The 15,639-nt window shown below is 59.9% G+C and carries 11 protein-coding genes; all 11 read left to right on the forward strand.

What is annotated here, in order from left to right:
* Positions 1-20 precede the first annotated feature (20 nt).
* The 11 genes from ROO76_23070 (at position 21) to ROO76_23120 (ending at position 15,622) form a co-directional block, all read left to right on the forward strand.
* Positions 21-881, forward strand: a complete 861-nt coding sequence (locus ROO76_23070; protein MDT8071049.1) for a sigma-70 family RNA polymerase sigma factor — start codon at positions 21-23, stop codon at positions 879-881.
* A gap of 106 nt (positions 882-987) precedes the next feature.
* Positions 988-2,361, forward strand: a complete 1,374-nt coding sequence (locus tag ROO76_23075) for a TolC family protein (protein MDT8071050.1) — start codon at positions 988-990, stop codon at positions 2,359-2,361.
* Entirely contained in the window at positions 2,358-3,470 is a 1,113-nt protein-coding gene (locus ROO76_23080; protein MDT8071051.1) for an efflux RND transporter periplasmic adaptor subunit, read from the forward strand. Before ROO76_23075 ends, ROO76_23080 begins: the two co-directional genes overlap by 4 nt.
* Positions 3,470-6,748 carry an efflux RND transporter permease subunit gene (locus tag ROO76_23085; protein ID MDT8071052.1) on the forward strand — a complete coding sequence of 1,093 codons (3,279 nt, stop codon included), beginning with the start codon at positions 3,470-3,472 and terminating at the stop codon, positions 6,746-6,748. The genes ROO76_23080 and ROO76_23085 overlap by 1 nt, the downstream gene beginning before the upstream one ends.
* 10 nt (positions 6,749-6,758) lie before the next feature.
* Positions 6,759-6,983 carry a DUF2892 domain-containing protein gene (locus ROO76_23090; protein ID MDT8071053.1) on the forward strand — a complete coding sequence of 75 codons (225 nt, stop codon included), beginning with the start codon at positions 6,759-6,761 and terminating at the stop codon, positions 6,981-6,983.
* 167 nt (positions 6,984-7,150) lie between these two features.
* Entirely contained in the window at positions 7,151-7,795 is a 645-nt protein-coding gene (locus ROO76_23095) for a TetR/AcrR family transcriptional regulator (GenBank protein ID MDT8071054.1), read from the forward strand.
* Position 7,796: 1 nt separating this feature from the next.
* Positions 7,797-11,204, forward strand: coding sequence for a carboxypeptidase regulatory-like domain-containing protein (locus ROO76_23100; GenBank protein MDT8071055.1), 3,408 nt, complete (start codon positions 7,797-7,799; stop codon positions 11,202-11,204).
* 75 nt (positions 11,205-11,279) lie between these two features.
* A complete protein-coding gene (locus ROO76_23105; protein ID MDT8071056.1) occupies positions 11,280-12,062 on the forward strand; it encodes a beta-ketoacyl-ACP reductase in 783 nt (260 codons plus the stop codon).
* Between the two features lie 2 nt (positions 12,063-12,064).
* Positions 12,065-13,057, forward strand: coding sequence for a ketoacyl-ACP synthase III (locus ROO76_23110; GenBank protein MDT8071057.1), 993 nt, complete (start codon positions 12,065-12,067; stop codon positions 13,055-13,057).
* Positions 13,058-13,142: 85 nt separating this feature from the next.
* Complete coding sequence (locus ROO76_23115; GenBank protein ID MDT8071058.1) at positions 13,143-14,099, forward strand: alpha/beta hydrolase; 957 nt, start codon at positions 13,143-13,145, stop codon at positions 14,097-14,099.
* Entirely contained in the window at positions 14,096-15,622 is a 1,527-nt protein-coding gene (locus tag ROO76_23120; protein ID MDT8071059.1) for a long-chain fatty acid--CoA ligase, read from the forward strand. The genes ROO76_23115 and ROO76_23120 overlap by 4 nt, the downstream gene beginning before the upstream one ends.
* Positions 15,623-15,639: the final 17 nt, after the last annotated feature.

A 15,639-nucleotide genomic window follows, 5' to 3' on the forward strand; every position in this document is an offset into this window, starting at 1 on the left:
TAAAAGGACGGTTTGCAGACATGCGCCCCGAGCTGGCACAGGCAACGCGATTATTGCAAGGCAACAAATCCGCCGATCTTGAGCAAGCGCTCAAGCTTATACAAAACACCGTCTTCTCCTTCAGCATGAGAGTCTGCGGCCACCCCGAAGACGCCGAGGACACCATGCAGGACGTCCTCATCAAGTCGTTGCCCTATCTTCGCAAGATCGAAAGCCCGCAGGCGCTCGCCGTGTGGCTCTACAAGGTAACCCGCAACCGCTGCTGGATGAGCCGCCGCCGCAGCAAGTTCGCCCCCGAAGTCACCCTGTCTCTCGAAGAACTCATGCCGGACAGCGAAGAACTGGCATCGCTCACCTCCCACGACGCGGCCAGCCCCGAGCGTCAGGTTGTAGAGAAGCATGAGGCCGAACGGGTGCAGCAGGCGGTCCTCCGTATTCCGCCGAAATATCGCCTCGTACTGGTTCTCCACGACATGGAAGACCTCGACACCGACGAGGTCTCGCGGATTACCGGCCTGCGTCCCGGGACGGTTCGGGTTCGGCTGCATCGCGCCCGGTTGTTCGTTCGCCGCGAACTCTCGGCCGCGAATTCCAGGCCCAAAGGACAGTCTCGTCGGAAAAACCGCAAGCCCGTCAGTTGCCGCCAGATGTTCGCCGGCCTCTCCGAATATATTGACAGGCGCGTCGACGACCTTGAGTGCGAGCGCGTTCAGCAGCACCTGCTGGGCTGCCCCGCGTGCATGGCCTTCGTCAACGATCTCGCCCGTGCCGTCGAACGTTGCAAAGCCTTGGAAACCCCCTGCCAGCCCAAAACCGCCGACAAGCTTCGTAAGTTATTGATGCAAGAGTATCAACGATACTCCGAGACCCCCGCCCACTAGGCCGTCCGGCCGAACCGGAAACCCCTTCCCAAGACCGGAATGTTGCATTTTGTAACATCGCTCTTTGTCACTGCATTTATGGGGTGGAAGTCAGAATATTTCCCCTATGCAGATGAACGGGATTAAGCTAATTCGGCACTTGTCGCTCGCGCTGGCCGTCGCTATTTCCGCAAGTGCATTTGCACAGCAGGCGCCGCCCCTCACTAAGGCGCAGGCTGTGGCCATCGCGCTTGAGAAAAACCCTTTCCGCAAAATGGCCCTCGCCGACGAACGCGCGGCCAATGCCGGGATCGGCATGGCACAAAGCTCGCTCTTCCCACGCGTCACTTTTTCCGAAACCGCGACCGATGGCAACGATGCGGTGTACGCCTTCGGCACGCGGTTGCGCCAGGCAAGGTTCACGCAGGCCGACTTTGCCATTGACCGACTGAACTATCCCGACGCGATCGGCAACTTCTCCAGCAAATTAGGCGGCGAGTGGAACATCTTCAATTCGTTCCAGACCTCGCGCGAGATCAGCCGTGCGCGCAATCTTCACCTTGCGGCCCAGCAGGCGCTTTCGCGCGCCGACCAGGAAGTGATCTACCGCGTGCTCGACTCCTATTACGGTGTGCTGCTCGCACAGAAGCAGGTAGAACTCGCCGAGCAAACCCTTAAGACTGCGCAAGCCCTTGTCGATGCCAGCTCTTCACGAGTGCAGGCGGGTACCTCCGTCGAAGCCGATCTGCTTTCGGCGAAGTTCAACCTCGCCTCGCGCCAGCAGGATCTCATTCGTGCCCGCAGTAACGCCAAACTCTCCCGCACCCGCCTGGAGACGGCTCTCGGTACGCGTCTTGCTCCCGGCCAATTACCCAGCGAACCATTACAGGACCGCACGTTTCCCGAGACCGCCTCAGTCGACGAAATCGAATCGCGCGCGCTCAGCCATCGCCCCGATATTCAGGCCGTGACCTCGCAGTTGATGGCACAACAGAACGGAGTGAAAGCGGCGCAATCGGCTCTTGGTCCCCAGGTCAACCTCTTCGGTTCCTGGGAGGCCGACAATCCCCACTTCACTGGCGGTGGAAACAACAACTGGATGGCTGGAGTCGAGGTTCGCTTCGACCTGTTCTCGCGCGACAAGTACGCCAAGGTATCTGTCGAGAAGGCCCAGCTTAGCCGCGCCGAGGCAGCCAAGCAGGTCGCTGAAGACAACGTTCGTCTGGATGCACGTCGCGCTTACTTCGATTATGACGCCGCTCGCCAGATGCTCGACGTCTCGCGCAGCGCCGTAGCGCAAGCCGAAGAGAGCCTGCGCATCATGCGCGACCGCTACGACAGCGGTTTGGTGACCATCACCGAATTGCTTCGCGCCGAAGACGCCGATCGCGCCGGCCGCACCAACTACTGGGAATCGGTTTACAAGGACGCCATCAGCTACGCGGCCCTCCAACTTGCAACCGGGGACTTGAATCCACAAAGCCCGGCGGTGACCCAATGAAGAAATATCTCATCATCGTTTTCGCCACTGCAGTTTTCTTCCTGAGCATGAGCTGTTCCTCCAAAAAGGGAAGCGAGCCCCAGAAACCTGAGAACGCCGGCAAGGTCTCGGTCGTGAAGGTTTCCAACTCGACCATTCCCGATGTCCTGACCGCGGTCGGCACCGTTCAGGCCGCCGAGACTGCGCAACTTGCGCCGCAGATCATGGGAACCGTCATGGCCGTGCACGTTCGCGAAGGCGATCCCGTTCGCGCCGGACAGGTCCTCGTCAGCATCGATCCCGCACAGTCTAAGGCATCGCTCGAAGGCGCTCAGGCTGCACTCGCGGCTTCCGATCATCAACTCTCCGCCGCGCAGACACAGCAGAAACTTGCCGAGGAAACCCTCGCGCGCTACAACACACTGCTCCAGCGAAAGTCCGTCAGTCCGCAGGAGTACGACGAAGTGAAGGCGCGTGCTCAGTCTGCTGCCGCTGCGGCCGAAACCGCCCGCGCACAACGCCTGCAGGCAAAAGCCGCCGTTGCGCAGGCCCAATCCGGTTTTAACTACACTTCAATTCGCGCACCGTTCAATGGGGTCGTCATAGAACGGCGCGTCGACCCGGGCGCGCTCGCCTCCCCCGGCGCGCCCGTTTTGACTGTCGAGTCCACCGGCCGCTTCCGTCTCGAAGCCACCGTCGACGAAGCCAGCCTTCGCTACGTTCATATGGGCGAAACGGTCCCCGTTTCCCTCGACGCCTATCCGGGCGAATCGCTGAATGGCCGAGTGACGCAGATCGTTCCCGCCGCCGATCCCACCAGCCGTACGTTTCTCGTGAAACTGGAATTGCCGTCGTCTAAATTTGTTCGTTCCGGCCTGTTCGGCCGCGCCCAGTTTTCCCGCGGTGAACGCACGGCGATCCTCATCCCCAACACCTCTGTCGTCCACCGAGGCGCTCTCGTCGGCGTTTTCACCGTAGGACAGAACCAGTTGGCGGAATTGCGCTATGTGACACTGGGGAACTCCGTTGGCGATCGCGTCGAAGTCCTCTCCGGACTTTCTCCGAATGACGTCGTGGTTTCCTCGCCCGGTGATCGTGAACTCGGCGGGAAACAGGTCGAGGTGCAGTGATGAACCGCTCCTACGGACTTGCCGGAAGAATCGCGCACGGCTTCGTCAATTCCAAGCTGACGCCACTCATCATCGGCGCGTCCATCCTGCTCGGCGCCTTCGCCGTGTGGCAGACACCGCGCGAAGAAGAGCCGCAGATCATCGTTCCCATGCTCGACGTCATGGTCTCGATGCCGGGGGCGACACCGAAAGAAGTCGAAGAACGCGTCAGCATCCCCATGGAAAAGCTGCTCCGGCAGGTTCCGAACGTCGAGTACGTCTATTCCATCTCGCGCCCCGGCGCCAGCCTCGTCATCGTTCGCTTCAAGGTCGGCACCAAGGAAGAAGACGCGATCGTTAAGACCTACAACAAGCTCTACTCGAACTTCAATGAGATACCGCCCGGCGTTTCGCAGCCAATCATCAAAGTTCACTCGATCGATGACGTTCCGATTCTCGCTCTGACGCTGTGGGGGCCGAACTATGACTCCTACCGTCTCCGTCAGATCGCCGCCGAACTCGAACACACCATCAAGCAGACCGATGACGTCTCCGAGACGCACCTGATCGGCGGCTTACCCCGCGCGGTCCGCGTCGTGCTCGACTCCAGCCGCCTTGCAGCCTATGGAGTCCCCGCCGGACAGGTTGTCTCTAGCCTGCAGGGCGCCAACACTCGTGCCATCGCCGGCAGCTACGCTGAATCCAACACCGAATTCCAGGTCGAAGCCGGACGTTTCCTCGGCACCGCGCAGGATCTCGCGCAAGTCGTCGTCGGCGTGAAGAACAATCGCCCCGTATATCTGCGAGACGTCGCGACCAGTATCACTGACGGGCCTTCCGAGCCGACCGATTACGTCATGTTCAGTTCGGCCGCGGGATCTCCCAACGCGCGGCCCGGCGACTATCCCGCCGTCACCATCACCGTCGCCAAGCGCAAGGGAACCAACGCCACCATCATCGCGGAAAAGATCCTGGAGCGTGTGCACGAACTCCGTGGCAACACCATTCCCGCCGATCTCAACATCACAACCACCCGCAACTACGGCAAAACCGCGGAAGAGAAGTCCAACGAATTGCTGAAACACCTGTTACTGGCAACCTTGTCCGTCACGCTGCTGATCGCAATAGCGCTCGGTTGGCGTGAATCCGGCGTCGTGCTGCTGGCGGTGCCAGTCACCCTCGCGCTTACGCTCGCGGTCTTCTATCTATACGGCTACACACTCAACCGCGTCACCCTCTTCGCGCTCATCTTTAGCATAGGCATCCTCGTCGACGACGCCATCGTCGTCGTCGAAAACATCGTTCGCCACTTCCGCTTGCCGCAAAATCGCGGCCGCTCCCTCATCGATGTCGCCGTCGAAGCTGTCGACGAAGTCGGCAACCCGACCATCCTCGCCACCTTCGCCGTCATCGGCGCAATCCTGCCCATGGCCTTTGTTCGCGGCCTCATGGGTCCGTACATGCGGCCGATTCCGGTGGGCGCATCGGCCGCCATGTTGTTCTCGCTGATCGTGGCCTTCGTCGTCTCGCCCTGGGCGGCGCTGCGCCTTCTGCGTCATTACGCGGACTCAGACGGCAGCCATCATCACGAAACCGAGGGCTGGACCACGAAGCTTTACCGTCGCGTGATGACCCCACTCATCTCGGACGCCAAGCACCGGTGGTTTTTCCTTGGTGGAGTCGTCGTCCTCCTGCTCGCTGCGATCACGTTCGTCCCGCTCAAATGGGTAAAAGTGAAGATGCTCCCCTTCGACAACAAGAGCGAGTTCCAAGTCATCGTCAATATGCCCGACGGAACTCCACTCGAGCAGACGACCCGCGTCGCACAAGCGCTGGGTGGCTATCTCGCCAAGCAACCTGAGATTGCAAACTACCAGATCTATTCGGGAACATCAGGCCCTTACAACTTCAACGGACTCGTCCGTCATTACTACCTGCGCAATCAACCCAACCAGGCCGACATTCAGGTCAACCTGCTGCCGCAGGGCAAGCGCAGCGAACAGAGCCACGCCATCGCGCGACGCATCCGTCCGGAACTGGACAAGATCGCCGAACCCTACGGCGCTCGCATCGAGGTGAGCGAAGTGCCCCCTGGACCGCCGGTACTGCAAACACTCGTTGCTGAGGTCTACGGTCCCGACCTCAACGGCCAGATGAAGATCGCCGGCCAGATCAAGCAGATCTTTAAACAAACGCCGGGTGTGGTTGACGTCGACTGGTACGTTGAGGATCCGCAAATCAAGTACGACCTCGTCGTCGATCTCGACAAAGCTGCGCTTCATAGCGTCTCTGCCGCCGACGTTACCCGGACTGTGCAAATCGCTCTTCGTGGAGCCGACGCCGGTCTGCTGCACACGACATCAGACCGCGAGGATGTCCCGATTAATGTCCGCCTCAGCCGCGCCGACCGCTCCAGCATCCAGCAACTCCAGGCGATCAAGCTGCCGACTGCCACCGGCGGCCAGGTCTCGCTGGGCGAAGTTACAACACTGAAAAAGACCACCATCAACAAGAGCATCTATCGCAAGAACATGGAGCGCGTCGTTTACGTCACGGGCGATGTCGCGGGCGGGGAAGAGAGTCCGGTCTACGCCATCCTCAAAATGAACAAACAACTGGACAAACTGATCGTGCCCGGCGGCTACCACCTCGCACGATACAACGCCGTCCAACCCGCATCGACCGATCGGTACTCGATGAAGTGGGACGGCGAGTGGCAGATCACAATCGAGGTCTTCCGCGACCTCGGGCTGGCCTTCGCCGCCGTGCTCGTCCTTATATATGTGCTCGTGGTCGGCTGGTTCCGTTCGTTTATCACGCCCCTGGTGATCATGGCGCCGATCCCGCTGACCCTTGTCGGCATTCTCCCGGCGCACGCCATGCTCGGCGCGTTCTTCACCGCGACCTCGATGATCGGCTTCATCGCCGGCGCCGGGATCATCGTGCGCAACTCCATCATCCTCGTCGACTTCATCGAATTGCGCCGCGCGCAGGGGATGCCGCTCGAAGAAGCCGTGGTCGATGCCGGAGCGGTGCGCTTCCGCCCGATGCTGCTGACCGCCGCTGCCGTCGTCGTCGGCGCCAGTGTTATCCTGTTTGACCCGATTTTCCAAGGCTTGGCCGTGTCGCTGATGGCTGGAGAAGTAGCGTCAACCCTGCTCTCCCGCATGGCCGTGCCGGTCCTGTATTACATGGTGCAAAAGCGCCTGGGCCCCGTGGAACCACACATTCACTCGCCAGAGAACGTCGCAGCCTGCGAAACGCCGGTGTGCGACGTCCCTGAGCAGAGCAAAGCTTGAGAGGGAATTTATGACCGTAGAACGTGGACTTCGATTGATGGCCGGGACCTTCATCCTGCTCTCGGTAGCCCTGGGCTACTGGGTTAGCCCCTACTGGTATCTCTTCACCGCCTTCGTCGGCCTCAACCTGCTTCAGTCCGGATTCACCAACTGGTGTCCCGCCATGTGGATGTTGCGCAAGGCCGGCCTTCAGGACGCGGTCTGCGCCCCTAAGATAGTCTCCAAAAGCGCTTGACCCCGTCTCCGCTCCCGCATCTGTCGTAGTGAACAGATGTGGGGCTTTCGCTTCGCTTACCACGGCCGGGCACTAGCGTGTCCTAAATTTCCGTTGACGCGAGTCCCGGCCGGGCATACCGTAAATATTGGGCCACAAAGAAAACGAGTGTTCGTTTTTTATTATCTATGCCCAAGCTTACTGAACGCGTCCTCGAAAAAAATCAGGTCCACATCGAAGAAGCCGCCCTCCGCGTCTTCACCCGGCAGGGATTCCACGGTACCTCTGTCCGCGAAATCGCCGCCGAAGCCGGCGTCTCCCTCGGCAATCTCTACAACTACTACAAGACTAAAGAGGACATCTTCGAGAGCCTGGTCAAGCGTTTCGACCAGCGCATGGCCCGCATCATGGCCACGCGCCTGGCGCCGCTCATCGGTTCTCTCGATCCCGCAAATCTCCACAACCTCTCCGGCGTAGTCCGCGAAATCGTGCGCGACCATCCTGACTACTGGCGTCTCATGTACATCGACGTCGTCGAGTTCGGGAACCGGCATTTCGAGCACATCTTCCGCGATCTCGTCCCCATTCTTCGCCGGCTCAACCCGCAACTCTCGCAGAAGAAGGTGAGTGGAGGCATCGATCCGACCGTCGCATTCGCGGCGATCTACCTTCAATTCTTCACCTATTACCTGGTTGAAACCTTATTTGGTGGCAAACAGCACCTCGGCTTGCCCGAAGACGAAGCCATCGGTCAACTCATCCGGCTCTTCACCGCCGGACTGGGCAGCAACGGCAACGGCAAGCAGGCGCCCGCGAGGCGCAGGAGAAAATGAAATGAAGAAGCTATTAGTCGCATTGGCCGCTGCGATGTTGCTGTTCTCCTCAGTAGGCCTCTTCGCGCAGACCTCGACGACGGGCCAGATTGCGGGCACCGTCCTCGATCCCACCGGCGCCCTCGTCCCCGGCGCCAAACTCGTCCTCACCAGCGACGCCGGCGTCCAACGCACCATCGATTCCGACGTCTCGGGACATTACACCTTCCCGCTCCTGCCCCCCGGGCGGTATACGCTCGAAGTGAACGCACCCGGCTTCGCCGTCGCCAACTTTACCGGCGTGGTGGCGAACATCACCGAGACGACTACTCTGGACGTCGCGCTCAAGGTGAAATCCGCCACCGGCGAGAGCATCGAAGTCAGCGCCGCTCCTCCGCTCGTGCAGTCGGAGAACGCCACCCAGGGCCGCGTCATCCAGCAGGAGACAATTCGCCAGCTGCCGCTCCCGACCCGAAACTTCCAGCAACTGCTGACACTTACCCCCGGCACAACCGGTTCTTTGCAGAACTCCTCTGAACTGGGCCGTGGCGACGCCGTTATCAGTGTCAACGGCCAGCGCACTACGTCGAACTCGGTCGTCATCAACGGCATGGACGCCGCCGCAATCGGCACCGGCGGCACACCGAACCTCGCCGTTCCGGCCACCGACTCCTTGCAGGAATTCATCGTGCAGACCAGCCTCTATGACGCCTCCACCGGCCGCAGTACCGGCGGTGTCGTCGCAGCCGTCACCAAGAGCGGCACCAATCACTGGCACGGTAACATCTACGAATTCCTCCGCAATAAATCACTCAACGCCAACAACTTCTTCCTGAAGCGACAGGGAACCGAGCGCCCCGACTACAAGCGCAACCAGTTCGGCGGCACCCTCGGCGGCGCAATCGTGAAGGACAAGTTCTTCGTATTCATGTCCTACCAGGGTACGCGCGAAACCAACGGCACCTCGCTCACGAACTCACTCTCGACCGTCTTCGTTCCCGGATGCCTGACCAACGATCGGTCGACCGCGGCGCTGTACAAACTGACGGCCACAGTTGCGAATGGTGGCTGTGGCATGGGCATTCTCGGGGCCTACTTCCCCAATGGCTACTTTGATCCAGTCGCGCTAAAAATTTTCCAGGCGCAACTGCCCAACGGTCAGTACCTGATTCCATCACCGGTTTCCTCGACCAACAGCGCCACCCCGGTCCCGGTGACAATCCCGACCATCTCCAAATTTCAGGAAGACCAGTTCAACTTCAATCTCGATTACAAGCTCAGCCAGAACAACACGGTTAGCGGAAAGTTCTTCTGGGCGGACAACCCAACGACGCAAGGACTTTACAGTTTCGCTGGTGTGCAGAACGCGATCCAGGCTCCGGGTGCCGCAACGCAGGTCAACCTGAAGAACCGCGTTCTCTCCATCAGTGAAATGTGGGTCATCAGTCCGACGATGATCAACGACTTCCGCGCTGGCGGAAATGTCATCACCGTCGACAGCATTCCCGACCAACCCTTCACCACGGCGGAGTGGGGCATCACGAATCCCCTCGGGTTCACCCCCGCGCCAAGCATCAACGTCTCCAACGCGATCGACCTGAATGCGTCCCCACTGGCTTCGAACTTCAGCCAGAACAAAACCTATACCTTCGGCGACACGCTGACATGGACAAAAGGGAAGCACACTCTGAAGTTTGGCGGCGAATACAAGCGCCAGGTCATCAACTTGCGGTATGACGCCTACAACAATGGCCAGCTCTTCTATCTCGATTACGGTACGATGATGAGCGGTTATCCGCTGCTTTCCATTCTCGGAACTGGCGATCCGTATCGCGCCATTCGTGCCAATGATTTCAACCTGTTCATCCAGGACGACTGGCGTGTCAGTAATCGATTGACCATCAATGCGGGTTTGCGCTGGGACGTTTACGGCGCCTTTACAGAAGAGAAGGGCCGCTTCGTGGCCTTCGATCCTCGCCTCGCGGAAACCGCCGCTCTTCCGAATCCTGCGCAGTATCTTCCCTACGGCGGTGTAGCCGTAACTGCCGGATTCGTGCAGGCGGGAAACGGCAACGTTCCGGGAATTCCCAAGGTGCAGGACGGATTGGTGGACACGCCCTACAAGAACTTCGGGCCGCGCATTGGTTTCGCATTCCGCCCGAACCCCGACAACGATACAGTGGTGATCCGCGGTGGATACGGCATCTATTACGACCGTATCAACGCTCGCAGTTTCAATAGCCAGGTCTTCAATCCACCGTACAATCTCGTCGGCCTCAACTTATCTAACTTCGTGACCCATCTCATTTCGCCGGCGAACCCGTACGTCCAGGTTCCCGCGCCGAGTGAGTTTCCAATCGCCTTCAACAACACAACCTACTTCCCGAATGGCGGCCCGCCGTTCTTTCTCCCCGTCGGAGCCTCGGCAACCACCAGCGCTGTTCCTGTGAACGGCATCTATCCCGATCGCAGCAATTTCGTCACCCCCTACGTGCAGCAGTACAACTTCGGCGTTCAGTGGGAGGCGCTGAAGAACACGCTGCTGGACGTCAGCTATGTCGGTTCCATGTCCCACAAGTTGACTCGCCTCTGGAATCTGAATCAATCGACACTTCCGACCAACGTCTACTACGGACCTTACAGCGGCCCGTATCCGTATGGACTTTCCGGATTGGCCTCTGCCCCTCTCGGTACCTTCGTCCAGCAGACGAGCGGGCAGTCCAGTTACAACTCGTTGCAGGCCAGCGTTACCAGGCGCTACGCGAACGGCCTGCAGTTTCTCACGAGTTACACCTGGTCCCACTCCATCGATGATTTCTCCGGCGGTGCCGTCAACGACCTGACCGGCGTCATCGGCGACACTCACCAGAACTATTTCGGCTCGTCGGACTTCGACCGCCGGCACCGCTTCGTCGTCAGCTTCGTCTACGACTTGCCCAAGGCGTACCGCGGCGGCGCCGGTTTCCCGAAGCAGGTCCTGAACAACTGGCAGTTGGCCGGAGTCGGCACCTGGCAGAGCGGCGTGCCGTTCAGCATCATCGGCAACGCCTCGGCATTCGTCGCCGTCTATGCCGATTTCAAACCCGGCGAGACGGTTGGTTCGGCAACCAAGAGTGGCGATGTCGTGTCGCGGCTGAACAGCTACTTCAACCCGGCCTCGTTCCAGCAGCCCACGGGCGCCAGTTGGGGCAATGTCCCGCGTAACGCTTTCGTCGGTCCCGGGCAGAAGAACCTCGACCTCTCTCTCGTGAAGTTCTTCCCAATTCGCGAGCAGCAAAAAGTCGAGTTCCGCTCGGAATTCTTCAACGTCTTCAACCACACCAACTTCGCAAACCCCGTGAACGTCCTTGCATCTGCGCAATTCGGCCAGATTCTCGCTACGAGCACCGGTCCACGCGTAATCCAGTTCGCGCTGAAGTACAGCTTTTAATCTCAACCCGTCCGGGCGGTCGCATCACGCGGCCGCCCAGGCGGAGCATTCGTGCGTGTTCATAAAGAGATCACAATGAAAGACACTGGGCTCAGGAACAAAGCTGTAATCGTCACCGGTGCTTCCGCCGGAATCGGCCGTGCCACTGCCCTCCGCTTTGCCGAAGAGGGTGCACGCGTTGCCGCCTGGGACATCTCCGGTCGCGATTCCGCCGCACTCGTAAAAGACATCGAATCCGCCGGCGGTTCCGCGATTTTCGGCACCGTAAACGTCGCTGACGTCGCCTCCGTCGAAGCCGCAGTTCGCGAAGTTCGGGAAAAATGGGGCCGCATCGATGTCCTCATCAACAACGCCGGCATCACTCGCGACGCCCAACTAGCAAAGTGGAAAGACGGTGCCCTCGCCGCGGCGATGACCGACGAGCAGTGGGACGCTGTCATTGGCGTAAACCTGAAGGGCGTCTTCAACTGCACCCGCGCCGTGGTTCCGCATATGATCCAGGGCGGCGGTGGCGTCATTCTCTCCGCGTCCTCTGTCGTCGGCCTCTACGGAAATTTCGGCCAGACGAACTATGTCGCCACCAAGGCCGGCGTCATTGGCATGACCCGCACGTGGGCGCGCGAACTCGGCAAGTACAAAATTCGCGTGAACGCCGTAGCGCCAGGTTTCATCGGCACAGAAATGGTTCGCGCCATGCCGCCAAAAATTGTTGAAGGCATGGTCGGCCACACGCCGCTCGGTCGTCTCGGCGATCCCGCCGACATCGCCAACGCCTACGTCTGGCTCGCATCCGACCAAGCCTCTTTCGTCCACGGAACCGTTATCTCCATCGATGGCGGCCTGATCATGGGAACCTAGCAATGACTCGATATGCAAAAATCATCTCAACCGGCCGTTACCTGCCCGAAATCTGCGTGCCCAACGATGTCTTTCGCGAACGCCTGAAAGCCTTCGCGCCCGACTTCGTCGACAAGATGGAAGCAGGCACGGGCATCCGCCAGCGTTACTACGCGCCCGACAACTGGGCGACCTCAGACGTCGCGTTACCCGCAGCGAAACAAGCCCTCGAGCGCGCAGGGCGCAAGCCGGAAGACGTGGACCTGATCATCCTCGGTACCGATTCTCCTGACTACATCACGCCTGCAACTTCGGTCGTACTGCAGGGGAAACTCGGCGCGAAGAACGCCGGCACCTTCGACGTGGGCTGCGCCTGCGCATCGTTCCCAACGGGACTGAGCATAGCCGCCGGGATGATCGCCACCAACCCGAGCATCAAGACCGTTCTCGTCCTCGGCGTCTATCTCATGCACAAACTCGCCGACCCCAATGATCCGATGACCTTCTTCTACGGTGACGGCGCGGGTGCTGCCGTACTCGAGGCCAGCGATACTCCGGGCTTTGTCGCCTCGGCGTTTCTCGCCGACGGTACCTACGCCGACGCCTGGGGAATTTATTCCGGCGGCACCGCCGAGCCCGCCAGCGAAGAATCACTCAAAACTGGCAGGACGAAAGTGAAGATGACGCGCCGGTATCCCCCCGAAATCAACGACGAGGGATGGCCCAAGCTGGTGCGCATGGTCGCCGAACGCGGCAACTTCAAACTCAGTGAAATCGATCAACTCATCTTCACGCAGGTACGCAAGCCCACGATCGAACTCGTAATGGAAAAACTCGGCCTGCCGATGTGCAAAACGCACACCATCATGGAAGACTATGGTTACACCGGCTCCGCTTGCGTCGGCATGGCGCTCGACTCAGCTATCGAACACAAGAAGATCAAGCCCGGCGACCTCGTCGTCCTGGTCGGGTCCGGCGTCGGCTACAACCAGGCCGCATGCGCATTCCGCATGTGAACGAATAGTTCGTCGGTGCCTCATAACTGCATTTTCCGTGCCCCACATCTGCCGCAGTTAGCAGATGTGGGTCTTCGAGATCAATATGAAACTCGTGATCATCGCGATTGGCCTTGTCCTCTTCGTAGCGCTCGTCTTCGCCTGCGTCATCTTCTTCCGGTATCCCATGGCACTCTTCAACTGGCAGAATCGCCGAGCCCTGAAGTCCGCCGGCTTCGTCGAGAAGTCGATTGCGAGCCCGGTCGGAAAACAGACCGTCTGGGAGAAGGGAAGCGGACCCATTCTCGTCCTGCTGCACGGTGCAGGCGATCACGCCGGCTCCTGGTCGAAAGTCGCACCGCAGCTTGCCGAGAGCTATGACGTCGTGATCCCGGATCTCGCTGGTCACGGCCGCAGCGATCCAGAAACCGGGCCCCTCACTATCGACACCATGCTTAGTGGCCTCGACTCAGTCATCTCGGCGAAAGCCCCGAGCCAGAAAGTCATCATCGCCGGAAATTCGCTCGGCGCCTGGCTCGCTTTTCTCTACGCGAAAGATCATCCAAATAAAGTCAATCGCATCATTGCCATTGATGGCGGCCCGATTCGCGGCGAACGCCCCGACCTGGTTCCGCTCCCTACCAATCGCGAACAGGCTGCCAAGCTCTTCGACGCCATTCTCGATCCCGGCAGCCCTCATCCGCCCGGCTTCGTTCTCGACGACGTAGTTCGCGCCTCGCACAATGGCCCCATCGGTCGCATGGTCGCCGCCGGTGCCGCGGACATGTCGAAGCATCTCCTCGATGGAAAGCTCGCTGCTTTCACAACTCCAGTCGACTTGATTTGGGGCGGGTCCGACCGCCTGATACCGCTCTCCTACGCGCAGCGCATGGACGCCGAACTACCAAACGTCCGTCTCACCACTCTGCCCCGCTGCGGGCACATTCCGCAGCAGGAGTGCCCCATCGCGCTCACCAAGACATTGACCGATGCACTGCATCAGCCACCGCCGGCCGCGAAGCCGCCCCTCGCATCTGCCGCCTCGAAGGAAGAGAACAAATGATTGCCGGAGAGATTCTCGGCGAGCGGGTGCGGATTACACCGAACAAGGTCGCGCTCGTCTATGTCCCAACGGGTGAGCGCTTCACCTACTCCGAACTGAACGCACATGCGACTGCCTGCGCCGCCCATTTCTCTCAACTCGGAATTCAGAAACGCGAGCGCGTCGGCATCCTCGCCCAGAACTGCGTCGAATACATCGTTGCATTTTTCGCGGCAGGAAAATCCGGCGTCATCCTCGTCCCGCTCAACTACCGTCTCACTCCGCACGAACTCGAAGGCATTGCGCGCGACGCCGGCCTGAAGGCGCTCCTCTTTGAAAAGCAATACGCAGAAACCGCCAATCTTCTTCGTCAACGCTGCGGAATCGCCAAACTCATCTCGCTGGAAGATCTCCTTGCGACCCAGGTCGGTTCAGCCGCTGAGCAACCCTGTGCCCCCGAAGACCCATGGTGTCTCCTTTACACCAGCGGTACTACTGGCAAACCCAAGGGCGTCGTCATTCCGCACCGCCAGATTCTCGCCAATGCACGCAACACCGCCGAAAGCTGGCACCTGCGCGACACCGACATTGCCCCCATCATCACGCCGCTCTGCCACGCCGGCGGCCTCGCCGTTTTCCTCACACCGCTATTCCTTGTCGGCGGCACCATCGTCCTCCATCGCGGCTTCGACGCTTCCGAAGTCTGGCGTACCCTCGAGCGTGAAAAGTGCACGGTCTTAATGGCTGTTCCAACCATCTTCAAGATGATGATGGAGGCGCCAGAGTTCGCAACTACCGACATCAGCAATGTCCGATGGATGATTTCCGGCGGCGCGCCCCTGCCCCTCTACATCGCCGAGACCTATCAACGCCGCGGCATTCTCTTCAAACTGGGTTACGGACTCACCGAAGTCGGTGTGAACTGCTTCGCCATCTCTGACGAAGATGCTCTCCGCAAGCCCGGTTCCATCGGCAAACCCATCATGTTCACGGAAGGCAAACTTATCAACGCCGAGGGCGGAGAAGTTGGCCCGAACGAAATCTGCGAACTTTGCCTTCGCGGCGATCACGTTTGCGCCGGGTACTGGAACAATCCCGAAGCTACCGCCGCCGCTCTCGATTCCGAAGGCTGGTGGCACACCGGCGACACCGCCCGTCGCGACGAACAAGGCTTCTACTACGTCACCGGCCGCGCCAAGGACATGTTCATCTCCGGCGGCGTAAACGTTTATCCCGCCGAAATCGAATCCGAGTTGCTCCAGCACCCGGCAGTGCAAGATGCCGCCGTCATCGGAGTCCCCGACTCAAAGTGGGGAGATCAAGGGGTGGCATTCATCGTCCCGAGACCCGCCCAAAACTCTCTCACGGCGAGTGACTTAATCTCCTTCCTTGAGGGCCGTCTGGCGCGTTATAAGGTTCCGAGGGATTTTGTCTTCACCGACGCACTTCCACGAACGCCCTACGGAAAAGTCGTGAAGGGAGAGTTGGAGGAGAAGTATCGAGTTCTTCACTCACTCAAAGCAGGAACAGTTCGCAAAGAGTGACCGTTGTTCCCTCGGCC

The organism is Terriglobia bacterium (assembly GCA_032252755.1).
GTDB lineage: Bacteria > Acidobacteriota > Terriglobia > Terriglobales > Acidobacteriaceae > JAVUPY01.

Excerpts from the sequence above, each read along its gene's own strand:
- ROO76_23070 (MDT8071049.1), top strand. The coding sequence starts at position 21 with ATGCGCCCCGAGCTGGCACAGGCAACGCGATTATTGCAAGGCAACAAA.
- ROO76_23075 (MDT8071050.1), top strand. The coding sequence starts at position 988 with ATGCAGATGAACGGGATTAAGCTAATTCGGCACTTGTCGCTCGCGCTG.
- ROO76_23080 (MDT8071051.1), top strand. The coding sequence starts at position 2,358 with ATGAAGAAATATCTCATCATCGTTTTCGCCACTGCAGTTTTCTTCCTG.
- ROO76_23085 (MDT8071052.1), top strand. The coding sequence starts at position 3,470 with ATGAACCGCTCCTACGGACTTGCCGGAAGAATCGCGCACGGCTTCGTC.
- ROO76_23090 (MDT8071053.1), top strand. The coding sequence starts at position 6,759 with ATGACCGTAGAACGTGGACTTCGATTGATGGCCGGGACCTTCATCCTG.
- ROO76_23095 (MDT8071054.1), top strand. The coding sequence starts at position 7,151 with ATGCCCAAGCTTACTGAACGCGTCCTCGAAAAAAATCAGGTCCACATC.
- ROO76_23100 (MDT8071055.1), top strand. The coding sequence starts at position 7,797 with ATGAAGAAGCTATTAGTCGCATTGGCCGCTGCGATGTTGCTGTTCTCC.
- ROO76_23105 (MDT8071056.1), top strand. The coding sequence starts at position 11,280 with ATGAAAGACACTGGGCTCAGGAACAAAGCTGTAATCGTCACCGGTGCT.
- ROO76_23110 (MDT8071057.1), top strand. The coding sequence starts at position 12,065 with ATGACTCGATATGCAAAAATCATCTCAACCGGCCGTTACCTGCCCGAA.
- ROO76_23115 (MDT8071058.1), top strand. The coding sequence starts at position 13,143 with ATGAAACTCGTGATCATCGCGATTGGCCTTGTCCTCTTCGTAGCGCTC.
- ROO76_23120 (MDT8071059.1), top strand. The coding sequence starts at position 14,096 with ATGATTGCCGGAGAGATTCTCGGCGAGCGGGTGCGGATTACACCGAAC.